This is a genomic window from Streptomyces sp. NPDC042346 (assembly GCF_055581845.1).
Window position 1 is genome coordinate 350,730 of record NZ_JBVJEH010000002.1, and the last position, 21,320, is coordinate 372,049.

Below are 21,320 nucleotides of genomic sequence, written 5' to 3' on the forward strand. Positions count from 1 at the left end.
ACGCCGTCGGCCCGGGTTCCCAGGGGCTCCAGGACGGAGACCCGAGGACGAATCGGCGCCGGCCGCCCGAGCACGCGGGCGAGCCCGGCACGCTCCGAACGGGGAGTGCCGGGCTCGTTCATGCCAGGGGGTCGGGTCCACACCGCCGGTGGACGACCGGGGCCGCCTACCAGCGGTACCAGCGGCCCGTGCCGCCCTTGGGCCGGGCCACGAAGCCCAGCAACCACAGGACGAGAACGAGGACGGCGATCCACCAGAGCACCTTGACCGCGAAGCCGAGGCCGAAGAGCAGCAGGACGAGCAGGAGAACAAGAAGCAGGGGAACCATGCGCATCTACCTCCTGAGGACGGTGGTGAAGGAGCCGGACGGACTGGTACGAGGTGTACGCGCCGCCGGGAAGGGGAGCCTCGCCCCTTCAGAAGTGGCGTTCGAGGAGCAGGGCCACCGGCCCGAGGCCGCGTCGCCGCGCCCGCCGTCCCAGCGCGTACGCGAGGGTGAGCGCGGCCGCCGCGCCCGCGGCGGCACCCGCCGTCATCGCCTTGTGCGCGCGGACGGCGGTCCACAGCGTGTTCCCGGCACCGCGGGCCGCCTGCGCGGCCGTACGGGTCTCATCGGGGAACGGGTCGGGAAGGGCGGACAGCTCCCCCATGTCCGCGTGGATGTCCGCGTGGATGTCCGCCGTGTCGGGGTCGTACGGCTCCGTGATGTCGGGATAGCCCGGCACGGCATACAGCCTGGTCCAGGGGATCGGGTTCTGTCCGCTCTTCTCCGAAGCACTCATGAGGCCCGTCTCACCGGTAATGCCTGGGGCAAACCTGATGGGTAGTACCGGACCTGCTCCTCGTGCCGACGCCGTGTGGCCCGAGGCGAACCCGGGACACGTCTTGTCAGAGGATACTGGGGCCGCCCGAGAAGGGTCCGCCGGTGCGGTAGTGGCGGGTGATCTCCTCGTGGTACTGACGGTCCGCGAGGTGCTTGTCGGAGACGAACTCGGGTGCGCCCTTCACCTGTTCCTTGGTCAGGGCGAGGTGGATCGTGTAGTCCTCCAGATCCACGCGGGTCACCGCGCTCGCCGGGATCAGCGCCTCCTTGCCGAAGATCCAGACGCCCGTGTCGACGACCAGATAGGCGTCGTCCACCTCGTCGGAGTGCTTGTCCACCTTGCCGATGTGTCCGTCGGCCGCCTCGACTCGCCACCCGATGAGGTCGATGCCCGCCAGGTGGCCGGACTCCGTGCTGTAGGACCAGATGCGATCGGTCATCACTGTCACTCCTCTGTCGCTGTACGTCTGTCGCTGTACGTCGTGCCTGTCACGGCATCGAACGCGCGGGCCGTCTCAGAGCAGGTCACGCCGGTCGTCGGTGGCCGTGGGCGCCACGGGCGGAACCACCATCCGGCGGCGGCGAAGGACACTCGTGTAGACGGCGGTTCCCAGGAAGCCGACCGCCATGAGGATCAGACCGACCAGATCGAGGTCGACCGCTTCGAGCTCCCAGTCGGACGCGAAGGTGAGGATGGCGCCGACGGCGATCATGATGATGAACAGTCCCAGACCCATGATTGCTCCCTCCCATACGGGTTGGACAGCGTCCGCGTACCCGGCCCCCCCGGGGTTCATGCGCCTCTCGGATCCGGGTGGTGTGGGACGGCGGCGACGGGCAACACGGAGTGACAGAGCACGAAGCCCGGTGGCACTCGCCCGCGACGGAAGGAAGGCAGCCATGGCGTACGACATCTGGACCTACAGGGAGACCGCGGCCCCTGCAGCACGTCTCGACCTGACCGGGTACAGGGTCGAGGCCACGGACGGGTTCGCAGGCACGGTCGACACGCACGAGCCCTCGGCCGGCCGCGCCCATGTCGTGGTGGACACGGCTCCCTGGATTCCCGGCAGACGCGTCATCGTTCCGGCGGGGGTCGTGACCGCGGTCGACCCGGCCACGGAGAGCCTCCACATCGGCTGTTCCAAGCAGCAGGTCGAGGAGGCCCCTCCCTTCGAACCCGGCCCCGACCGCGACCGGGACGACGAGCCGCACCGGATGGGGCTCGTCGACTACTACCTGGCGTTCTTCCGATAGGCGATCCCCCGCAGGAACGTCCCCGCCCTTACGAGCCAAGGAGAATCCCATGAGCGCACTGCTGACCCGTATCAAGCGATTCGCCCACAGCCCTCAGGGCCGTAGCGCGGCGGCGTCCGTCCGACGGGCCGCCGCCGACCCCCGCAGGCGCACCCAGGTGCAGCGCCTCCTCACCAAGCTGCGGGGCCACCGCTGACGGCCCCTCACCCGGCCCGGCAGGGCCGGTGGAACGACGCCCCGCGGCACGTACGGCGCGGGGCGTCGCCGCGCGCGGCGCCCGCCCCGGTCAGCTGTTCCGGCGCATGACGAGAAGGCCGCCGGGGCCGGCTCCGGTGACCGGCGGCGAAAGGCGGGCTGGTGCCGGTGGAGAACGACACTCCGGGCTCGGTCCTGGCCGACGTGCTGGCCTCGCCCCATCGCCTCGCGCCCCGTGCGATCCCCGAACTCGTGCAGGACGCCGGTCGGCGGCTGGGGCTGTCCGGTGCCCGCGCGTACCTGGCCGACCTCCAGCAGCGCGATCTGGTCGCGCTCCCGGCTCCCGAGCAGGCGCGCAGGTTCGTCGCCGACGGCGGGACCGCGGACCTGGAGACGCTGCCCGTCGACAACTCGCTCGCCGGACACGCCTACCCGTACCGAGACCGTGCAACTGAGCCGACTGGACGCCGACGGCCCCCGACGGACGGGATGGATCCCGGTCGTGGACGGCATCGGCCGCGTGGGGGTGCTGCGCGTGACCGCGCCGGAACTCGACGGGTCCCTGCTGCGCCGGTGCGAGGCCCTCGCCGACCTGATCGCCATGATCCTGGCGGCGAAGCAGCTGTACAGCGACCTGTCGGCCGAGACCATGCGCCGGACGATGAGCCTGCAGGCCGAGTTGCTGTGGGCGTTCCTGCCGCCGCGCACCATCGGCACCGCGGCGGTGACCTCCAGCGCCGTCCTCGAACCCGCGTACGAGGTGGGCGGGGACGCGTACGACCACAGCCTGGCCGGACCAGTGCTGCACCTGACGCTTCCGGACGCCATGGGCCACGACCTCGCGTCCGGCGGCTGCAGCGCCGCGGCGCCGGCTGCCTGCCGATCCGCCCGGCGAGCCGGCGGCCGCCTCGACGACATCGCGGTGGAGATCGACCGCACCTCGGACCGCTGGATCCCGGGGCGACTGCTGACCTGCGTCATCGCGAAACTCGACACCACCACCGGCCGGCTGGACTGGATCAACTGCGGTCACGCTCCCCCGCTGCTGATCCGCGACCGCCGCGTCGTGACCGGCGCACTCGACCGCACCCCCCATCCGCCACTCGGGGGCGGGAAACCGGAGGATGGCGCGGCCGCATCACTCCCGGACAGACCGGCTCGGCAACGAACGCCTCCGGGAATGTCGGCCGTCCGATGGACGGATGAGAAGCCGTTCGCTGTCGCTGAGCCACATGCCCCAACGCCACATGCCACAACGCCACAACGCCACAACGCCACAACGCCACAACGCCACAAGGGTCGGATCGACGATCACCGGATCGGGCACGGTATCCACCCGCACGTCGCGCTGCCCGTGCCAGGTCAACGCCCTCGTGTTCCTCTCCTCGCTCTCGGCTGCGCTCGACATCCGGCGGCTGCCCGGTCCCGGCGATCCCATGCGCTCCGCCTCCCGCCGCCGGAGCGCCTGCCCGTGCAGGGGACGGCGGATCAGACCTCGCGCCACGTGGACTGGCCGAAGGAGAACGCCCCGAAGAGCGCGAGACCGACGGCCACGGCGACGAGAAGCCACGGGCCTGCCGGGGCCTCTGCGAACGAGCGGATCGCGTCGTCCATGCCCTTCGCCTCGCCCGGATCGGACTGACTCGACGCCTTCAGACCGAAGAAGCCGACTGCGGCGAACACGAGCCCGCGCGCGACGCCGCCCGCTGTGCCCGTCACGTCCATGAAGCGGCGCTGCAGCGTGGACATCCGCTGCCGTTCCAGATGCTTCCGGTACTTCCGCAGCACGGCCCGGCCGGCGATCCACAGCCCCGCGCCCAGGATGCCGAGGGCCACCGCCCCCACCCACCACGGGCCGCCGGGCAGTGACAGCAGACGGCTCGTGAGGTCACGGCTCTGCCTGTCAGTCGAACCCGCCCCGCTCCCCCGGTCCCCCGCCGCGAAGGACAGGACGAGGAAGGTTGAGACCGCGTAGAACGCAGACCGGCAGCCGGACAGAGCGCGCTTGCCGGGGCGGTCGCCCTTCGGCCCGGCGGCCCCGAAGACCGCCTCCGAAAGCCGCCACAACGCCATGCCGGCGAGGCCGATGCCGAGGGCCCAGAGCAGGACGAACCCGAACGGCGTCGAGACCACCTCCGCGAGGGCCCCGCCCCGGTCGGCCTGCTCGCTCGTGCCCGTCAGGCCGATGCGTACGGCCAGGGCTCCGACGAGAAGGTAGAGCACCCCTCGCGCCACGAAGCCCGCCCTCGCACCTGCCCGTACGACCCCACCGCGGTCCGCTCCTCTCGCCACTTTCGTGGACGACTCTCCTGTGGTCATGACCGGTCACTCCCCTCGGGTTGGAACCTTCGGGTGCCCCCGTCTCCCCGATCCGAACCTGGCCGACCCGCCACACGTCGTCGCGCCGGGGAAGGGGCCTACTCGCGGGGCTGACAGCGTTTCAACTGCCGCCGATCGGTCAGCCGAATGGCATGACACCCACAGACAGCAGGAATGACATGGACGGCTGGCGCGCATCCGCTGCCTGCCAGGACGTCGACCCCGACCTCTTCTTCCCAGTGGGGACCGGCGCGCCTGCTCTGGTCCAGGCCGAGGAGGCCAAGGAAATCTGCCGAGGCTGCCCCGTTCAGGAGGCCTGTCTCAACTGGGCCATGGACGACTCCCGCCAGGTGACAGGCGTGTGGGGCGGTCTCGACGAGAACGAACGCCGCGCCCTGAAGCGGCGGTTGCGCCACCGCGCGGTCAAGGCGCGGTGAGGATCCCGCCCGAACAGAGGGCGCGTGCGACCCGCGGGTTCCTCCGGACGGTACGAATGCCGTCCAGTGGCGTCGCGGCCGGTTCCGAGCCGCGAAACCTGGGTCCTACGCGATGCGGGTTCTCGGTCTCGGCAGGGCATCCGGTGGCCGGGCCGCAGCCTTTGGCCGATGGTGAACGTGTGGCGCATCGACCTGTCTCCCCCCGACGAATGACCACCGGCCGGCGGCTGCGGGCGGACGGATGTCGAGAACGTGCCACCGGCTCCGTCCCCGGGGCATCAGCGGCCACCACCGGTCGCACGAGGAAGAAGGAGAGACCAGGATGGCGATTCAGCGGATGGACAACGTCGGCATCGTCGTCGACGACATGGATGCCGCCATCGCGTTCTTCGTGGAACTCGGTATGGAGCTGGAGGGCAGGGGGGAGGTCAAGGGCCTCTTCGCCGACCAGTGCACCGGACTCGAAGGCGTCCACTGCGACATCGCGATGGTCCGGACCCCCGACGGCCACAGCAGGCTCGAACTGGCGAAGTACCGCAGCCCCGCGGCGACCGGCGATGGGCCGCGCCACCGGCCGCACAACGTTCTGGGCACGCACCGCGTCATGTTCGCCGTCAACGACATCGAGGACACCGTCGCCCGCCTGCGCCCTCACGGCGCCACACTCGTGGGCGAGATCGCGCGGTTCGAGGACAGCTATCTGCTCTGCTACGTCCGCGGCCCGGAGGGCATCATCGTCGGACTGGCCGAACAGCTGAGCTGAGAAGGCGTCGCCGGGGGGCCGCAGGTCGTATGAGGCCGTTGACTGAAGAGTCTGGGGCGGGGTCCGCCGCGAAGCACGGCCGTCAGGGTGCGTACCGGGTCCCGTTCCGTCAGGTGGCTGCCCACGGTGGTGTTCCGGTCGACCACGAACGCTTCGAACTGTTCCAGGAGCTGGGGCGGGTAGTGCGACATCGCCGCGTCGAGGCGGTGGGCCAGCGGGCCGAAGAACTCGTCCGCCCGTTCCTGGATGTGCCCGCCGCTGCGCAGCGTGACAATGGGCCGGTCGGAGTGTTCGCGGGCGCGGGTGGTGTGCCCTGCGGTTGACGCTGATCCCGCCGCCGGTCTCGGTGGTGATCTGTGGTGTCGTCGCGAACCAGCGCACCGGAGTGGCCGGCGAGACTGATGACGGCGTTCTCGCCGCCCCAGCAGCGGTCACGGGACCGGGCGATGCCCGCCTTGTCGCAGCCCTTGTACGAGCGCTCGATGAAACCGGGGTCGTGGCCCCATCCCTCGCCGACCCAGGAAGCCTGCGGGTTCTGCGCGGAGTTGCGGCCGTCGACGCCGGAGGAGTCGTACCCCAGGGTGACGGCGGGCGATCCGCCACCGAGGGCGGGAGGCAGGTCGATCGGGTAGGAGTAGGAGAATCCTTCCGCGTTGCCGCTCGCGCTCCAGGCGGAGGAGGGGTTGAGGGCGTGGCGCTGTACGAGCCGCCCGCTCCGGAGGCCACGGCCTCGACGGCGAGGACCGTCACGGTGCCGGAACTGGTCCACGTGCCGGCGGCGGCGCTGTCGGCACGGGTGAACCCCGCCCGCGCCTTCACGCTCATCGGCACCGATCCGTCACCCTCGACGGGCGGCCCGAACGTCTCCGGACTCACCTGCTTCCGGATCAGCACCAGCCCCGACCCCGGTCGTCGGCTGGAAGTGCGGGGACCCCGGTACGAAACTCGCCGACTCCAACCGCAAGGCCCTCTACGAGGCCGTCCCCGACGCGTGGGGCACCAACATGCTCTACGTACAGGCCCAGGACAACGCGGGCAACTACAGTCAGCCGGCCGTCTACACCTCCTACGCCCCCGCCCAGCCGGGCCTTCTGCCCGTCTTCGGCGACACCAACGGGGACCGGACGAGCGACGTCCTGCTGCCGGACGCCGCCGGCAACCTGCGGATCATCGGTGGCAACACCGACCCCGACACCGACCCCGACACCACCCCCTCGGCCGGATCCGCGGCCGCTCCGGGCAACGACGCGACGCACAGGGCGACCTGGTCCTCGGCCGCTGTCGAGTGGCGGGCGCGGACCACTCTCCGTACACCGGGAAGATCAGCGACGTCACGGTCCACGCCTACCCGACGGACCCGTGGTCCGGCCGCTCCGGCCCTGTCGTCTCCGGGGCCCAAGGCAGCAAGTGCCTCGACGACTACCAGGGCGGTACGGGGCTCACCAACCCGATCGTCATCTGGGACCGCAACGGGACGCTCGCCCAGAAATGAGCTCTGTCGCCACGCGACTGACGCGTCACTCCCACGACGGCGTCGGGCGAGAGCGGTGTGATCGCCCCTTCCGGGTCAGACCGTGGGAGCGGAGACATCCGGAAGACGGGGGCCGGGCCTGCGAGGCCCGGCGCTACTGGTCAGCGGCCTGAGCCGCCGCCCACCAGCGCCGTCCAGGTGGCGATGCCGGCGATTCCATCGGCTGTAAGGCCTCGGGCCTTCTGGAAGGTCCTCAGCTTCGTCTCCGTCCCAGCGCCGAATACGCCGTCAGCGGTGACCGCGTGGCCGTTGTCGGTGAGCTGACGCTGGAGCGCGGTGACCGCCCGCCCCTTCGCCCCGGCCTTCAGGGTGACCACGAGACGGGCCCAGGTGGCGGGCCCGACGATGCCGTCGGCGGTCAGGCTCTGGGCCCGCTGGAAGGCCTTGACCTGCTGCTGCGTACCCTCGCCGAACACACCGTCCGCAGCTGTCGCGTATCCCCTCGCGCCGAGCAGGAGTTGGGCCGTGGTCACGTCCGCACCACGCTGCCCCGCCTCCAGGGTCGGCCAGGAGGCACCGGGCTGGGGCCGCGGGGCACCGCCGCCCAGGTGTGCCAGGGCGCGCAGCTGGGCGAGGGTGCCCTGGTAGACGTTACGGTCGGCGCTACCGACGGTGCCGTTGCGGCCAGGCATGCCGGGCACCCGCTCGGTCTCGGTGTACTGCCAAAACGTCCAGGCTCCGGCACCCGGTACGTTCTGCGGCTCTTTCGCGCCACTTCCGTACCGGGCGAGCCACAGCGGATAGCCCTGGAAGACCTTGCCGTTGCCGCCCATGCAGTCGTTCACGAACGAGGCCCGGGTGTAGACGATCGGGGTCACTTTGAACGCCGTCTTCACACGCTGGAGGAACGCCCTCAGCTGATCGGCGCGCAGGGCATTCGGGCAGACCTCCTTGCCATTGACCCACACGCTCTCCACGTCGAGGACGGGCGGCAGTTCTCCGGCCCTGCTGCCCGTGTAACCGGCCGCGCGGGCGGTTCGGACGAAGTGGTCGGCCTGCGCGGCGCCGTCGCGGGTGCTCTTCGGGTCGAAGAAGTGGTACGGCGCCCTCATCAGGCTTGTCGCGGCGACGGCCTTGTGGTCGCGGACGAACCAGGGGTCCCGGTAGCTGCTGCCCTGGGTGGCCTTGAGGAAGGCGAAGGAGTTGCTCCGTGCGACGCGCTTCCAGTCGATGGCCTTCCCGGTCCCGTCATGGTTGTGATGGCTGGTGTCGACTCCCTTCACGGCATACGTACCCGGGTGGGCGGCGGCGCTCGGCTGCGCGTCGGCGAGTGCGCCGCCGACGGCGAGGGTCGCGGTGACCAGGGCGGCGACGACGGCGTGCGATGCGCGGCCGGTGCGGGCATGGCTGAACACAGATGTCTCCTTGGAAGAGGCGATCGATCGATCGCGAGGGGGTGGTTGGCTCAACAATGCGCCCACCGGTCGAGCGGGTCCTAGACTTTCAGGCCGTCAGCTGATTCATGCACAGGTCATGTGCCATGCATGGGTGTTGACCTGGCCTTATGCAACCGGTTCTGGGGGGAGCGCATCAATGGGCGTGGATGGCGGCGCACCCGCGGCGGACGCGAAGCAGCGGCTCGCCCGGCTCCTGCGGGGCTGGTGGGAGCAGCACCCGGGGAAGGTCACGCAGGAGGCGCTGGCCCGGCGGATCACCGAGCGTGGGGTCCGTACGAGCCAGGAGATGCTGTCCCGCTATCTGCACCGGACCCGTCCCACGCTGGCCCGGACCGACGTGATCCGCGCGATGCACGAGGTCCTCGGCCGGGCAGCGGAGGAGCTGACCTCGGCGCTCGCCTTACACGAGGAGGCGTCGGAGGCGCCCGGATCGGCGCCGGCGGCCGTGTCTCCTCCGCAGTCTCCGCCTGCGCCCGCACCTCCGCTCAGGCCCGTATCTCCGGCTCCGGCTCCGGCTGCGCAGGCACATGCGCCTGTGACTGCGGCTGCGGCTGCGGCTGGAGTTGCGCGGACTTCTGAGGGGGGTGCGGTGGTGCCCGAGGTACCGGGCGAGGCGGAGGACGAGGTTGTCCCGGCTGTCCCCGACGATCGTGGTTCGGTGCCCGCTCCGGATCCTGAGCCCGTGGCCGCCTCTACGGCTGTACTCGCGCCTGCCGCGTCGACCACCTCCGGATCGCGTGTCGCCCGGACGCTCTGGATCGCGCTCGCCTCGTTCGTCGTTGTCGGCATGTCCGTGGTCGGTGCCGTCGTTCTTGACGGCGACACGGACCGCCGCAAGGAGGCGCGGCCGCCCGCCGGGCCGCCGGCGTCCTCCTCCTTCCCCGTCTCCGCCGCGCCGACGTCCACCGCCGAGTGCCAGGGCGCGTCCTGCTTCGGCATGGACCCGAAGTACGCCGTCTGCCAGGGGGATGCCGTCACCTACTACACGGGCAGCGGGCACGGCATCCGCGTGGAGCTGCGGTTCAGCGCGATGTGCCAGGCCGCATGGGCCAAGATGAGCGGCACCTCGCAGGGTGACGTCGTTCGGGTCACGAACAATGCCGGGCGTTCGAGGCACTACACCCAGCAGTGGGGCCATGACGCCCACAGCACGATGGTCGAGGCGCTGAACCCGGACGACGCGAAAGCCTGCGCCCGTACCCCGCGCGGAGAGGTGTGCGCCACGGTGCCGGTGTCGCGCTGAGCCACACCCCTCCCCCGTTACATAAGCGCTGGTCAGAGCCATGCATAGGTCGCCGCGCATAGGTGCATGAGGGAGCGGGGGCGGAACGCTGGCCGGTGTCGTGCGGCGTCGTGCAGAGTGAGGTCACGGCCGCCGGAGCGGAACGCATCCCTTCTTCTCACGCCCTGTCGAGGGCGTGGTTCCGCCTGCATCCGGCAGCGCCGCACCCATCCCCTGCTCGCCCCTTCGCTGACCAAGGAGTCACGCATGTCCTCGTCCACCGTACGTACGGCCGCAGCACCCAGGACCACCACTCGTCTGATCGCCTCCGTCCTCGCCGTGGCCGCGCTCACCGGCACGGGGCTCGCCTCCGGTGCCGCGGCCGGCGCCGTCCCTGCCACAGCGCCCGCCGTCGCCCCCGTCGCCGCTTCCGTGGCCCAAGCGGCGGACGTGTCCTGGCCGACCCTGAAGTCCGGGGCCCGGGGCGCGGAGGTCACTGCGCTGCAGCACCTGCTGGTCGCACGGGGCCACTCCGTGGCCGTCGACGGGGCGTTCGGCCCGGCGACCGGCCGTGCCGTCACCGCGTTCCAGCGGGCCCAGCGGCTGGCCGCCGACGGCGTCGTCGGCTCCGCCACGTGGAGCACGCTCGTCCCGACCCTGCGCGAGGGCGGCCGGGGCCCTGCGGTGAAGGCCGTACAGACCCTGCTGACAGCGCGCGGCCAGAAAGTGACCGTCGACGGCACTCTGACGGCGACCGTCGCGGCGAAGGTGGAGGCCTTCCAGAAGTCCTGCGGTCTCACCGCCGACGGCGTCGTCGGCCGGCAGACCTGGGCGGCGCTCCTCTCCGCCCGGCCCGCGGCTCCGGTCGGCTCTCGGGCCACCACCGCGCGGAAGATCCTCGGCACGTCCGGCATCACCCTGGCCACGGGGCACCCCGGTGGCCGGCACGCCGGATCGACAGCGAAGCAGAACGTCGTCGACACGGCCGACGCAAAGGGCGCGCTCACCAGCCCGTGGGGCGACAAGCCCAACCGCAGGGTCGTCCTCGACACCCGGATGCTGAACGGCCTGCTGAAGTTGCGCACGCAGTTCGGCTACCGGATCTCCGTCTCCGAACTCGTCGGCGGCGACCACAGTTCCAACTCCAAGCACTACGCGGGTCTGGCCATCGACATCAGTTACATCAACGGTCGTCACGTGGGCGACGGCGCCCCGCACCGGGGCCTGATGGCGGCCTGCCGCCAGCTCGGCGCAAAGGAGGTACTCGGCCCGGGCGACGCCGACCACGGCCGCCACGTCCACTGTGCCTGGCCGCGCTGAGCCACGCACTGGCCTCGGGGCGGGGTCCGCACGGAACCCGCCCCGAGGCGTACGCGGCGCGGGCGGGTAGCCCGGTCTCCTGGACTTCTGGAGGATGCTCCGACCAAGATCCGGGCCACACGCGGACCAGCCGACTGCAGATTGGTCGAATCGTGGCCGTTTCCGCTGGTCAGCGGCCACACGAGGCGTGTCCCACCAGCAGACGAAGAATCTGCTGGTGAGCTACTCCCCGCAGAAGCTCGGCTTCTTCTAGGGCGGGCGTTGACCTTGCCGTCCCGGCCGCCGATCAGGGCGACGCCAGAGACGATGTGCAGGGTCTGGCCAGGGCGTGCGAGTGCCAGTCGGTGCGGGCGCAGGGCGCGAAACCGAGAAGGTTCAGGCGGGCGCGGGACGGCCCCTGCCCTGCGTAGATCACGTCCCACCGGACATCTCCGGTGAACCAGTCTGCCAGAGCCTTGTTGGTGGGCTGCTTGTTGAGGATCTTCATGTGCTGCTTCTTCCCGGGCCGGCCGGCCTTGGTGGCCGCGGTGCGCTCGGCGGCGTCACAGCACGTCCTGTTGGGAGAGCAAGAGAGGCGCCTGAAGTGGGCTTTCGCCCGTCAGGCGTCTCGCCTGTACGACCCATTCGTCGACGATCGACCGGCGCGGGAACCAAGTGCCAGGCGGGAGGGGTCCGGACCGGCCCACCGGACCTGCGCTCACCTCAGACGGCGACGACATGAAGACCCTGATCACGCTTCCAACCGGCACCTGTCCGATCAAACCGGGTAGGAACCAGGTCCACCGGCTCATGGCCCAGCGCGCCGCACGGCAAATTACACCGTCACAATCCTTTTCCCGCCGCCCGACACAGGCGGCACGGCGCGTGATCAGCAGGCGGTGGTCCATGCCACCCTACTCAGGCACGAAGTGGCTTGGAGCCGGAGGTACACCGCCCATGGCGGCCAACAACAACCCCACTGTCACGGGACGACGACTGGGAACGGAGCTGCGTCGACTCCGTAAGGACAGTGGTCTGACCGGCACACAGGTGGCGGCGCGGCTGCTGATCTCCCAGGCCAAGGTCAGTCACATGGAGACCGGCCGTCGTGCTGTCAGCCCCCGCGACGTGCGCGACCTCTGCAGGCTCTACGACGTCGCCGACCGGCATGTCGTCGACAGGCTGACAGAGCTGGCCAAGGAATCGAGCCGGCAGGGCTGGTGGCGCGCTTACGGCGACATCCCCCACAGCGTCTACCTCGACCTGGAGGCGGCCGCCGCGTCCATTCGCGTGTACGGGCCCATGGTGATCCCCAGCCTGCTACAGACCCCCGCCTATGCTGCCTCGGTCATCGAGGAAACGATCCCTCTGCTTACGGTCGACCAGGCCGCCGCGCAACTGCGGGTGCGGCTTCGCCGCCAGTACCGGATCTACGATCTTGCCCGTCGGTTGCGCCTGTGGGTCGTCCTGGACGAATCAGCCCTGCGCCGTGTCGTAGGCAGCCGGGAGATCATGCGCGAGCAACTGGAGCACCTGCACGCGCTCAGCACCGAGCCACACATCATTGTGCAAGTCTTTCCTCACAGCGCGGGCGCTCACCCAGGCCTGTCGGGACAGTTCTCCATCCTGGAGTTCCCCGACAACCGCGAGGCAGCGGTGTACCTGAAGAGGTTCACCAGCGGTCTCTGCCTGGACAAGCCGTCCGACATGCAGCAGTACAGCGTGACGCACGCCCACCTGCGCGCCCGTGCCCTCACCCCGGAGCTCAGCCGGCACCTCATCACGGACGCCATCAAGGGCTACACGTCATGAACACCTGCGGGCGACGCCCCAGTCCGTGACGACGACCACCACGCCACCAGGCGGAATCAGAGGCGGCCGCACGGACGCCGACACGGTCAGGCCCCGCATCGGATCGACACCCTCACCGCTCTCCCGGTCGCTCTGCTGCCTGATGCGGCGGGCCCTGCCCTTCAGCAGCTGCCGCTCCTACGGCTCTGCTGCCTTGTCCGCCTCTTATTCCATCCCCCGCGCGTCGGTCCGCATCTCCCGGTAGCGGTGCGCCACGCCCACTCTGAAGGACTCCTGATTTAACCCGGCCGGCCGTACATCCGTGTTCACATCCAGGTCGGCTTTATAGACAGATGTACGAGGCCAGTTCGTGCGTGCCGACCGAGCCCCACTTATCCAGTGATGTTCGGGCCCGCGAAGGCAAAAGGCTGCATATTTTCATCATGCCCCGCGAAGTTGAATGTGTTTATATCAATCCCCCCCCTCCCCACTCTTACTTGGCATTAGTGCGTGGATTTTCCTGCGTAATATGCAGCGACAGCTAGAAGGCATCCCGGGTGATCGGTAGGGCCCGGAATGCCATGGCCCCCCACAGAAATTGGCCTCTTGATGAAGCTGCACATCCCTCGAAGGACTCAGCGCCGCCTTCTGTCCGGCGGATTGGCCTCGACCCTCGCCGCAACGGTCGCCGTCGTCATGGTCGCCGTGACGTCGACACAGGCACAGGCCATCGCAACGCCCGTGCCTCTGGGCACGACAGCCAGCTATTCCGTTCTGGCGGGTCAGGGAGTCACCAACACCGGCAACTCGGTGCTCGACCACGACCTCGGGACGCACCCGAACCCCGCCATCACGGGGTTCCCGCCCGGCCTCGTGCTCGGCGCAGTGCACCCCGCGGACGCACAGGCCGCCCAGGCCAAGAGCGACCTGATCGTGGCGTACAACAACGCGGCCGGCCAATTGACGGGCCAGGCACCGGACTTCCCGCTCGCCGCCGGAATCGGCGGGGGCCAGGAACTGCTTCCTGGCGTCCACCGGGCCACCTCCGGTGTCGGCCTCACCGGCGATCTGATCCTGAACGCCGGAGGAAACCCCAACGCTGTCTGGGTCTTCCAGATCCCCGAAGCCCTCACGACTGCCTCCAACAGCCGGATCCTGCTCACGAACGGCGCTTCGCCGTGCAACGTCTACTGGCAGATCGGGAGTTCGGCAACCCTCGGCACCACCTCCACCTTCGTGGGCACCATCATGGCTCTGACCTCGATCTTCGTGAACCAGGGGGCGAGTGTCGAGGGCCGCGCGCTGGCCCGTAACGGCGAGGTGACGCTCAACAACAACAGGATCTTCCTCGGCGGGTGCGCCACGGGGGCGACAACGACCGGCACGACCACCGGAGCAACCGCGGGAACGACTACCGGCGCGACCGCAGGCACGACGACCGGAACCACGACGGGTACGACTCTGGGTCTGATCGGCGGCAGCCTCATCGGCGGGCCGAGCGTCAACCTGGTGGGCGGCGGCACCTCGGGGAACATCGCCGGCAACACCTCCGGGAACACTGCGGGCAACACCGCCGGGAACACCACGGGCGGAAACACGTCGGGCAACACCGCCGGAAACACGACCGGCGGGTCCATCACCGGGGGGAACGTCGCCGGCGCGAACGGCGGCAAGCCCGGCGGCCCGCACCACGGCGGCCCGGACAACGGTCCGGACCACGGCGGCCCGGACCACGGCGGCCCGGACAACGGTCCGGACCACGGCGGCCCGGACCACGGGCATGACGAAGGCCCCGGCAAGCCGGACCACGGTGAGCACCCTGAAGGGCACTACGGCTACGCCGACAAGCCGGCGGGCCATGAGGGTCACGAAGGCCACGAGGGCTAGGCAGCAGGCCTTACGAGGCTCGTTCATCGGATGCCGGTGCGCGGCGGAATCCTCACCGAATCCGCCGCGCACCGCGCGCAGTCGCCGAGAGCCGCAGAGACCTCAGGCGTCAGCAGCACTTACGAGAAGGAATGGGTGGGCGGTGTCGAGCGCAACCGAGTCGGCGGCAGTGAAGGACCTTCAGCAGTGCGATTCCGATACGACCTCCCGGCCACCTCATGACAGCACGGTCGTGCCGGACATCTGGCGCCCGGGCGCCCGGGCGCTGAAGACAGGGCTGTACACCGCCGTCGTCCTGTGCCTGATGACGACGCTGGTCCATGTCGTCATGGTGTTCCTTCATGTGGCCCCGCCCAACCCAGTGTCAAAACGCTACAGCCCACAGGTCAACGGATGGGTATACCCCTTCTTCGAACAGAACTGGCGGCTCTTCGCCCCGGACCCCGACTCCTTCAACCGGCAGGTCCTGGTGAGAACCGCGCACACGGAATCCGACGGATCGGTACGGGTGAGCCGCTGGTTCGATCTCACCGCCGTGGACAATTCCGCAGTCGATCACAGTGCATTCCCGAGCCATACGGCTCAGAACCTATTGCGCCGCGCCTGGAGCTCCTACGTCGATACACACGGAGGAAGCGACACGGCACGCTCGGAAAGGGCTGTGATGCTGCAGAAGTATCTGCGTAACATCGCCGCGGACCGCGTCGCCGCCCACGACGACAGCGACACATTCGAGTTCATTCAGCTCCGGGTCATCACACTGCCCATCGCTGCGCCCGGCACCACCGGGAACCGCCCGCCGGTGCCCACCGAGAACCGGCTCCTGCCCTGGTGGAAGGTGACCCCCCGTGGGAACTGAGCAGACTCCCCAACTCCCCCCGACAGCCGCCGCACCACATCGCACCGTGGACCGGGAGACATCGCTCGTCACCACCGTCCACCGATGGCTTCTCGACCGGGCCGGCACTCTGTGGGCACTTCTCACCGCCCGGCCGCTGTCGCTGTACGCCGCCTCGGTCCTGCGCATCGGCTACGGGCTGCTCTACCTGGTCTTTCTGCTCCGCGAATTCCCGCACCGCACGGAGATCTGGGGCCCCGACTCGCCCTGGACACCCGCACTGGCAGCACAGCTCTTCGACCAGACGGGCTGGAACAGCATCCTGACGCTGTCCGACAGCCGTGCCTACTTCGAGCTCTGCTACGTACTGGCTCTCGTCACGTCCGCGCTGTTCACGCTGGGTTGGCGGACCCGCGTCATGTCCGTCCTCTTCGCCGTCGTGGTGATCTCGTTCCATGCGAGAGCGATCTTCATGACGGACGGGGGCGACAACCTGGTCCTGCTGATGGTGCTGTATCTCGTTCTCACCGCATGCGGTCGGCGCTGGTCCCTGGACGCACGCCGAGACCGGCTCAGGACGGCTCGCGCGGCCCAAGCGCCGCAACCGGCGAAGGGCTTCTACGCGCAGCAACTCAAGGACGCTCGCATGACCTTGACCACGGTGGTGCACAACTGCGGCATCCTCGTCATCGCCGCACAGGTCTGCGTCCTCTACGGATCGGCCGGCCTGTACAAGGTCCAGGGTTCCACCTGGGGCGGCGGCACCGCTCTCCACTACGCGCTGAACCTCGAACTGTTCCAGCCCTGGCCCGCGCTCTCCCACCTCGTGGACGCGTTCCCGATGGTGATCGCGATCGCCAGCTACGTGACGGTCCTCGTGCAGGTCGCCTTCCCGTTCGTACTCTTCGGCAGGCTCAAGTATCCCGTTCTGACCGTACTGCTCGGCATGCACATCGGTATCGCCGTACTCATGGGGCTACCCCTCTTCTCCGGCGCGATGATCATCGCGGACGCCGTGTTCCTCCCCGACCGCTTCTACGCCTTCCTACCTCTCCTGTGGCGACGTGCGGCACAGCACGTCGGAATGGGGCCCGAAACCCGCCAAGCGGCAGGACCAGGCTCCGTACCCGCGCAGACGGGACCGGAGGCACCCGCCTCGAAGTATCGGGCCGTTCGGGGCGGGTAGACCCTCATGCCGTTTGTCAAGCCGCGAGAAGGTGGGCGGTGTGAGTTGGTACCGGCGTCCGTCGAGGCGTCGATCCGGCCGGGGCCGTAGGGATAGACCGGCTGCCAGGCCGTCGCCCACTCGCCTTCCAAGTCAGCGAACACGCCGCGCAGCCGGATGTGGTCCTGCGCCACCATCTGACGCCCGACCCATGGGCCGACCCTGGTCGTCATCGCTTTCGGCCAGGATCTCCCTAATCCGCTCCAAGGTCGCCCTGGAGATGGTCGAACCCCGTTGCAACCATTGATCAAGCCACTCAGCGTCCGTCATCATCCCTGGTCAGCCGCCTTCCACGTCTACGGAATTTCATCAAACTCCGCCCACGCGGCCTTCGGCGGCTACAAGCAGTCGGGCATCGGCCGCGAGACCCACCGCTTGATGCTCGACCACTACCAGCAGACGAAGAATCTGCTGGTGTCCTACTCGCCGAAGCGGCTCGGCTTCTTCTAGGGACACAAAGAGAGGCACCTGACCTGGGCTTTTACCCGTCAGGCGCCTCTCGACGGCCTCATCCATCACAGCAGCCGACTTGCGTCGCAACTCCTGGTTCATCCCACCCGTATCCCGCTCCTGACCAGCTGTTCCGGTCTATTTCCGGTCCAAGCTCGGTCCGCCGGCGGGAGTCCCGCCTGGGTGGATGCGGTCCCATTCCTCCATCGACTGCTCGATGAGCCGATTGGCCTGCTCCTGGACCCCGTCCAGGAACTTGGCGTAGAAGCGGGAGAGGACCTCGACGCTCTGGCCGGCCCGGTGACCGCGAGCACCCAGCCCTCGCGCTCGGCGCCGGGCCGGCCCTGAGGGAAATGACCGAGGTAGAAGCGGCCGTCGGCAGAGGCGATATGAGTGTCGGCCCGGCCGTCGACGGCGAAGGGGAAGTCGCCGTTCGCGGCGGGGAAGGTGTCGATCACGTCGGTCGCCTGTCCCGGACCCAAGAGCCAGTTGTGCAGTCTCAAGCGCTCGGTCGTGGTGCGGAATCCTACGGAGCTCCCTTCCACCGTCATGGCATCACCTCTCTGACCTGCTGCTTTCCGGGTACCCCCGGAAGGTCGTCTAGGTTGACATGCCCCTGAAGCGTGCACCAGTCTTTCCGCGCTCTTTCCTGTCTGCCCGAGGCGAACTAGTGTCCTTTGTCATCCAATCGAGTCGTTTGACATCGGACCCAGCCGTTTCGACTTCTCTGACAGTGAATCTAGTCGTGAGGGCTGAGCAGGCTGGGGGTGCTGTATGTCGGCATCGGCTGAGGCCATCCCGTGACTGCGGATAGCGCCGACGGGCAGCCACGATCCGCGGGCGCTTCCGGAAGGTCGCGTAAGCCCGCGATCTGCCGACTCTGGCGTGGCCGGGGGATTGCTGGTGAGGGAGCAGCGTTCCGAGTCTGCGCTATTGGGGGATGGTGACCAGGATGCGGCCGTGGCCGCCGCCGGCGTCGACGTGGTCGTGGGCCTTGGCGATGTCGTCCAGCGGGTAGCGGTCGTGGACGTCGACGGTGAGGGCGCCGACGGCGGCTGCGGAGTTGAGGTCGCGGGCGGCCTGGCGCTTGGCCTCGGCGGGGAAGTCGTCGCTGCCGAGCAGCCGCAGGGTGACGTTGTTGAACAGCAGGGGCCAGAAGGGGATCTCGGTGCGGTCCGCGCGGGTGGCGTAGGCGGCGATGACGGCCTCGTTGGCGACGACGGCGTTGTCGAGGTCGGCATTGTCGGACAGCGCGACCTCGATGATCCGGTCGACGCCCCGCGGCGCGTACGAGCGGATGGCCGCGACGGGGTCGCCAGTGTCCAGGGCGACGGCGTGGGAGACGACGGCCGGGTCGACGCGGTCGAGGTCCGTGGTTCGGCGGACGGTGGCGATCACGGTGGCGCCGGCCCAGTGGGCGAGCTGGGCGGCCAGGGAGCCGACGCCGCCGAGAACTCCGTGGACCAGGATCAGTTGGCCGTCGACCGGGCCGTCGGCGAAGACGGTGCGGTGGGCGGTGATACCGGGGATGCCGAGGCTCGCGCCCAGCTCGTCGCCGAGGTGGTCGGGTAGCGGGACGGCCAGATCCGCAGGGACGACGGTGTACTGGGCGGCCGTGCCGAAGGGGCGGTAGGACTGGGCCCCGTACACCCAGACTCGTTGCCCGACGCGGCGGGCGTCGACTCCGGCGCCCACGGCGTCGATGACTCCGGCGGCGTCGCTGTGCGGGATCACTCGCGGGTAGGGCATGGACGAGCCGAGCCAGCCGCGCCGCTTCTTGGTGTCGCCGGGGTTGACACCCGAGACGGTGACGCGGACACGGACCTCGCGGGGGCCGGGGATGGGATCAGGGAGTTCGCCGACGTGCAGGACATCGGCGGCGGGTCCCTGGTCGTCGTACCAGGAAGCAAGCATGGAGAAACCTCCGTGGGCGGTCAGCTCGCGGGAGCGGCGGGCGCATGCGGATCGTTGTCAGTGACCGTGGTGTCGAATGCGGGCGGTTTCTCGCCGAGGGTCTCGCGCAGCCAGGTCCGTTCGGCGCGGCTGGTGGCGCGGGCGGTGAGCAGCATGCCGCGCCGGTAGGGGTCGGCGATCTCCTCGGCACGCAGGGGCCGGTCTTTGTCGTAGAAGAAGCTCGCCGGTTCTTCCAGGAATTCCAGCCGTCTGCGCAGCACTGCGTGCTGTTCGGTCACGTCGGGCAGGTGGGAGAGGAATGCCAGGACGATGTAGAACCGGGTGAAGTCGGTGATCTCGTGGTCGGCGGGCTTGCGCAGGCGCTGAAGCATGTCGGCCCGTCCGGCCGGGGTCAGGCTGAGCACGTACCGGGCCGCCCCCGCGGCCGGGTCGGCGCGCCGCTCGATCAAGCCCGCCCTGGTCAGACGATTGATCGCCGGATACAGGCTGCCGTCGCTGACCGGCCGCGTGTAGCCGGTCAGCTGTGAGACACGGCGTCGCAGCTCGTGTCCGGGCAAGGGTCCCTCGGCCAGGAAACCGAGTATCGCGAGTTCGAGCATGGGTCCATCCTCGCGCACACATCGAATCGATGCAAACATCGATTCGATGTTACGCTTCCCAGGTATCCACCCATCGTCTTTGGAGAGGCACAGCACGATGCCGGCGCAGTCCAGCGAGTCAGTGATGAACCGCTTCGTCGAGTTCATCAACACGGGCGACGAGGGTCTCGCTCGCGAGGTCATTTCTCCGGACGCGGTGTTCCACGCACCCAGTCACCCGGAACCGCTGCGGGGGCCTGATGGGTACATGGAGGTCCTCGGGATGATGCGCAGCGCCTTCCCGGACGTCCAGTGGACGCTGGAGGAGACGGTCACCGAAGGCGACACGGTCGCCGCGCGGTTCACCATGCGAGGAACCCACGACGGTGAATTCTTCGGGGTCCCCGCGAGCGGCAACAAGATCTCGGTGCAGGCCATGAACTTCTACCATCTGGCCGACGGCCGGATCGTCGGCGAACGCGGTCAGCCCGACCTCCTCGGCGTGATGCAGCAGATCGGTGCCGTACCGGCGCCATGAACCCAGGCGGGCTGCGTACCTTCTTCGCGCGGAACTACCGCCGTCGGGAAGGGCCCGTACGCCGCCATGGCGGGGGGTGAAGGCACACACCGGGGCGCGGGCCGCCGGCGCGGGTTCTTTCACCGCAAGAGGTCGGTCTTCTTCGAGTAGCCGGCGGCGGCGCCCACAGAGACAGCGTTGGCGGTGACAATCACGGTGATGGCCAGCCACGATGCCGCACCAAGGTGCTGGTCCAGGACGAGTACGCCGATCAGAGCGGCAAGCACCGGGTTGACGCTCATGAAGATCCCGAAGAAGCGGGCGGGGACCCGGCGCAGCGCGAGCAGGTCGGCGAGAAACGGCCATCTCATCCGCCACAACACCCCCACCGGCGGCCTCGCCGAGGGCCTGTGCGACCTGGCCGTCCTCCGAACCCCCGTCGACACCCGCCGCTACGCCCACGCCCTCGTCGGCCACGAACGCCGCTACGTCGCCCTCGCCTCCGACGACCCATGGGCCAGGCGACGGTCAGGGCATCCCGCTCGTCGTGTCCCTGACCGGCGCAAACCGCAACGACGTCACTCGGCTGTTGCCCTTGCTCGCGAAGGTTCCGGCTGTTGCCGGCCTGGTCGGGCGCGCTGCCGCCCCGACATGCTGCTGGCCGACCACGGCTACGACCACAGCGACTTCCGCCACCGTCGTTGAGCGGACCATCGCCTGGCTCTGCACGGATTCCGACGCCTACGCGTTCGATGGGAACGACGAGCCGACATCCACGAAGCCTTCCTTGGCCTCGCCACCTGCCTCATCACCCACCGACACGTCCAACGCCCTTGTTAGGACCTCTAAAAGGTGGCGCCGGTAGTGCCCGGCGAAT

The 21,320-nt window shown here is 69.3% G+C and carries 22 protein-coding genes and 5 pseudogenes; 17 read left to right on the forward strand and 10 right to left on the reverse strand.

The genetic code is table 11. From position 1 onward, the window contains the following. Positions 1–166: 166 nt before the first annotated feature. The 4 genes from ACZ6K0_RS10265 to ACZ6K0_RS10280 form a co-directional block, all read right to left on the reverse strand. Positions 167–328 carry a hydrophobic protein gene (locus ACZ6K0_RS10265; protein ID WP_376406786.1) on the reverse strand — a complete coding sequence of 54 codons (162 nt, stop codon included), beginning with the start codon at positions 326–328 and terminating at the stop codon, positions 167–169. Positions 329–416: 88 nt separating this feature from the next. Then, positions 417–782 carry a hypothetical protein gene (locus ACZ6K0_RS10270; protein ID WP_469233927.1) on the reverse strand — a complete coding sequence of 122 codons (366 nt, stop codon included), beginning with the start codon at positions 780–782 and terminating at the stop codon, positions 417–419. A gap of 106 nt (positions 783–888) precedes the next feature. Continuing rightward, a complete protein-coding gene (locus tag ACZ6K0_RS10275; RefSeq protein ID WP_469233925.1) occupies positions 889–1,263 on the reverse strand; it encodes a PRC-barrel domain containing protein in 375 nt (124 codons plus the stop codon). A gap of 75 nt (positions 1,264–1,338) precedes the next feature. After that, positions 1,339–1,560, reverse strand: coding sequence for a DUF6458 family protein (locus ACZ6K0_RS10280; RefSeq protein WP_266975923.1), 222 nt, complete (start codon positions 1,558–1,560; stop codon positions 1,339–1,341). Between the two features lie 163 nt (positions 1,561–1,723). Between ACZ6K0_RS10280 and ACZ6K0_RS10285 the strand changes: the two genes are divergently transcribed. From ACZ6K0_RS10285 to ACZ6K0_RS10295, 3 genes and pseudogenes are all read left to right on the forward strand, one after another. Further along, complete coding sequence (locus tag ACZ6K0_RS10285; RefSeq protein ID WP_376406685.1) at positions 1,724–2,080, forward strand: PRC-barrel domain containing protein; 357 nt, start codon at positions 1,724–1,726, stop codon at positions 2,078–2,080. A gap of 49 nt (positions 2,081–2,129) precedes the next feature. Next, on the forward strand, positions 2,130–2,276 hold the full coding sequence (locus ACZ6K0_RS10290; RefSeq protein ID WP_266975921.1) for a hypothetical protein: 147 nt from the start codon (positions 2,130–2,132) through the stop codon (positions 2,274–2,276). Positions 2,277–3,101: 825 nt separating this feature from the next. Then, a pseudogene (locus tag ACZ6K0_RS10295) lies at positions 3,102–3,329 on the forward strand (SpoIIE family protein phosphatase); the annotation flags it as partial. Positions 3,330–3,763: 434 nt separating this feature from the next. Here the strand turns inward: ACZ6K0_RS10295 and ACZ6K0_RS10300 are convergent. Continuing rightward, complete coding sequence (locus tag ACZ6K0_RS10300; RefSeq protein WP_469233923.1) at positions 3,764–4,594, reverse strand: DUF1206 domain-containing protein; 831 nt, start codon at positions 4,592–4,594, stop codon at positions 3,764–3,766. 179 nt (positions 4,595–4,773) lie between these two features. On the opposite strand from ACZ6K0_RS10300, the gene ACZ6K0_RS10305 reads away from it, so the two are divergent. The 3 genes from ACZ6K0_RS10305 (at position 4,774) to ACZ6K0_RS10315 (ending at position 7,286) form a co-directional block, all read left to right on the forward strand. After that, positions 4,774–5,031, forward strand: a complete 258-nt coding sequence (locus ACZ6K0_RS10305; RefSeq protein ID WP_469234329.1) for a WhiB family transcriptional regulator — start codon at positions 4,774–4,776, stop codon at positions 5,029–5,031. 322 nt (positions 5,032–5,353) lie between these two features. Beyond that, positions 5,354–5,794: a VOC family protein gene (locus tag ACZ6K0_RS10310; RefSeq protein ID WP_376406690.1), complete on the forward strand. Its 441-nt coding sequence runs from the start codon at positions 5,354–5,356 to the stop codon at positions 5,792–5,794. Between the two features lie 1,285 nt (positions 5,795–7,079). Continuing rightward, positions 7,080–7,286, forward strand: coding sequence for a hypothetical protein (locus ACZ6K0_RS10315; RefSeq protein WP_469233921.1), 207 nt, complete (start codon positions 7,080–7,082; stop codon positions 7,284–7,286). Between the two features lie 140 nt (positions 7,287–7,426). Here the strand turns inward: ACZ6K0_RS10315 and ACZ6K0_RS10320 are convergent, their stop codons facing one another. After that, positions 7,427–8,680 carry a GH25 family lysozyme gene (locus tag ACZ6K0_RS10320; protein ID WP_469233919.1) on the reverse strand — a complete coding sequence of 418 codons (1,254 nt, stop codon included), beginning with the start codon at positions 8,678–8,680 and terminating at the stop codon, positions 7,427–7,429. A gap of 724 nt (positions 8,681–9,404) precedes the next feature. Here ACZ6K0_RS10320 and ACZ6K0_RS10325 point away from each other — a divergent pair. Then, complete coding sequence (locus ACZ6K0_RS10325; protein WP_469233917.1) at positions 9,405–9,965, forward strand: DUF2690 domain-containing protein; 561 nt, start codon at positions 9,405–9,407, stop codon at positions 9,963–9,965. 246 nt (positions 9,966–10,211) lie between these two features. Next, entirely contained in the window at positions 10,212–11,264 is a 1,053-nt protein-coding gene (locus ACZ6K0_RS10330; RefSeq protein ID WP_469233915.1) for a peptidoglycan-binding domain-containing protein, read from the forward strand. Between the two features lie 286 nt (positions 11,265–11,550). Here the strand turns inward: ACZ6K0_RS10330 and ACZ6K0_RS10335 are convergent, their stop codons facing one another. Continuing rightward, complete coding sequence (locus ACZ6K0_RS10335) at positions 11,551–11,751, reverse strand: hypothetical protein (RefSeq protein ID WP_469233913.1); 201 nt, start codon at positions 11,749–11,751, stop codon at positions 11,551–11,553. A 449-nt stretch (positions 11,752–12,200) separates the two neighbouring features. Here ACZ6K0_RS10335 and ACZ6K0_RS10340 point away from each other — a divergent pair, with 449 nt between their 5' ends. The 5 genes and pseudogenes from ACZ6K0_RS10340 to ACZ6K0_RS10360 all read left to right on the forward strand — a co-directional run. Next, positions 12,201–13,055 carry a helix-turn-helix domain-containing protein gene (locus tag ACZ6K0_RS10340; RefSeq protein WP_469233911.1) on the forward strand — a complete coding sequence of 285 codons (855 nt, stop codon included), beginning with the start codon at positions 12,201–12,203 and terminating at the stop codon, positions 13,053–13,055. Between the two features lie 588 nt (positions 13,056–13,643). Then, entirely contained in the window at positions 13,644–14,921 is a 1,278-nt protein-coding gene (locus ACZ6K0_RS10345; protein WP_469233909.1) for an ice-binding family protein, read from the forward strand. Between the two features lie 304 nt (positions 14,922–15,225). Continuing rightward, positions 15,226–15,780 (forward strand): DUF5819 family protein, encoded by a 555-nt coding sequence (locus tag ACZ6K0_RS10350; RefSeq protein ID WP_469234327.1) that lies wholly within the window; start codon positions 15,226–15,228, stop codon positions 15,778–15,780. Next, on the forward strand, positions 15,770–16,945 hold the full coding sequence (locus tag ACZ6K0_RS10355) for an HTTM domain-containing protein (RefSeq protein WP_469233907.1): 1,176 nt from the start codon (positions 15,770–15,772) through the stop codon (positions 16,943–16,945). The genes ACZ6K0_RS10350 and ACZ6K0_RS10355 overlap by 11 nt, the downstream gene beginning before the upstream one ends. Positions 16,946–17,299: 354 nt before the next feature. After that, positions 17,300–17,434: pseudogene (locus tag ACZ6K0_RS10360) on the forward strand (aldehyde dehydrogenase family protein); the annotation flags it as partial. 930 nt (positions 17,435–18,364) lie between these two features. On the opposite strand, the gene ACZ6K0_RS10365 reads toward ACZ6K0_RS10360, so the two are convergent. Both ACZ6K0_RS10365 and ACZ6K0_RS10370 read right to left on the reverse strand, forming a co-directional pair. Beyond that, positions 18,365–19,348 carry an NADPH:quinone reductase gene (locus ACZ6K0_RS10365; RefSeq protein ID WP_469233905.1) on the reverse strand — a complete coding sequence of 328 codons (984 nt, stop codon included), beginning with the start codon at positions 19,346–19,348 and terminating at the stop codon, positions 18,365–18,367. Between the two features lie 20 nt (positions 19,349–19,368). Then, positions 19,369–19,947, reverse strand: a complete 579-nt coding sequence (locus ACZ6K0_RS10370) for a PadR family transcriptional regulator (RefSeq protein WP_469233903.1) — start codon at positions 19,945–19,947, stop codon at positions 19,369–19,371. Positions 19,948–20,071: 124 nt separating this feature from the next. Here ACZ6K0_RS10370 and ACZ6K0_RS10375 point away from each other — a divergent pair, with 124 nt between their 5' ends. Next, positions 20,072–20,464 (forward strand): ester cyclase, encoded by a 393-nt coding sequence (locus ACZ6K0_RS10375; protein WP_469233901.1) that lies wholly within the window; start codon positions 20,072–20,074, stop codon positions 20,462–20,464. A 119-nt stretch (positions 20,465–20,583) separates the two neighbouring features. Here ACZ6K0_RS10375 and ACZ6K0_RS10380 read toward each other — a convergent pair whose 3' ends face one another. Beyond that, the gene (locus tag ACZ6K0_RS10380) at positions 20,584–20,814 is read right to left on the reverse strand and encodes a hypothetical protein (RefSeq protein ID WP_469233899.1); all 231 of its coding nucleotides are present in this window, start codon (positions 20,812–20,814) and stop codon (positions 20,584–20,586) included. Between ACZ6K0_RS10380 and ACZ6K0_RS10385 the strand changes: the two are divergent. From ACZ6K0_RS10385 to ACZ6K0_RS10395, 3 pseudogenes are all read left to right on the forward strand, one after another. Beyond that, positions 20,807–20,974: pseudogene (locus tag ACZ6K0_RS10385) on the forward strand (LysR family transcriptional regulator); the annotation flags it as partial. The gene ACZ6K0_RS10380 and the pseudogene ACZ6K0_RS10385 sit on opposite strands and share 8 nt — an antisense overlap. After that, a pseudogene (locus tag ACZ6K0_RS10390) lies at positions 20,967–21,128 on the forward strand (transposase); the annotation flags it as partial. The pseudogenes ACZ6K0_RS10385 and ACZ6K0_RS10390, both read left to right, overlap by 8 nt. 12 nt (positions 21,129–21,140) lie before the next feature. Next, positions 21,141–21,283, forward strand: a pseudogene (locus ACZ6K0_RS10395) (transposase); the annotation flags it as partial. Positions 21,284–21,320: the final 37 nt, after the last annotated feature.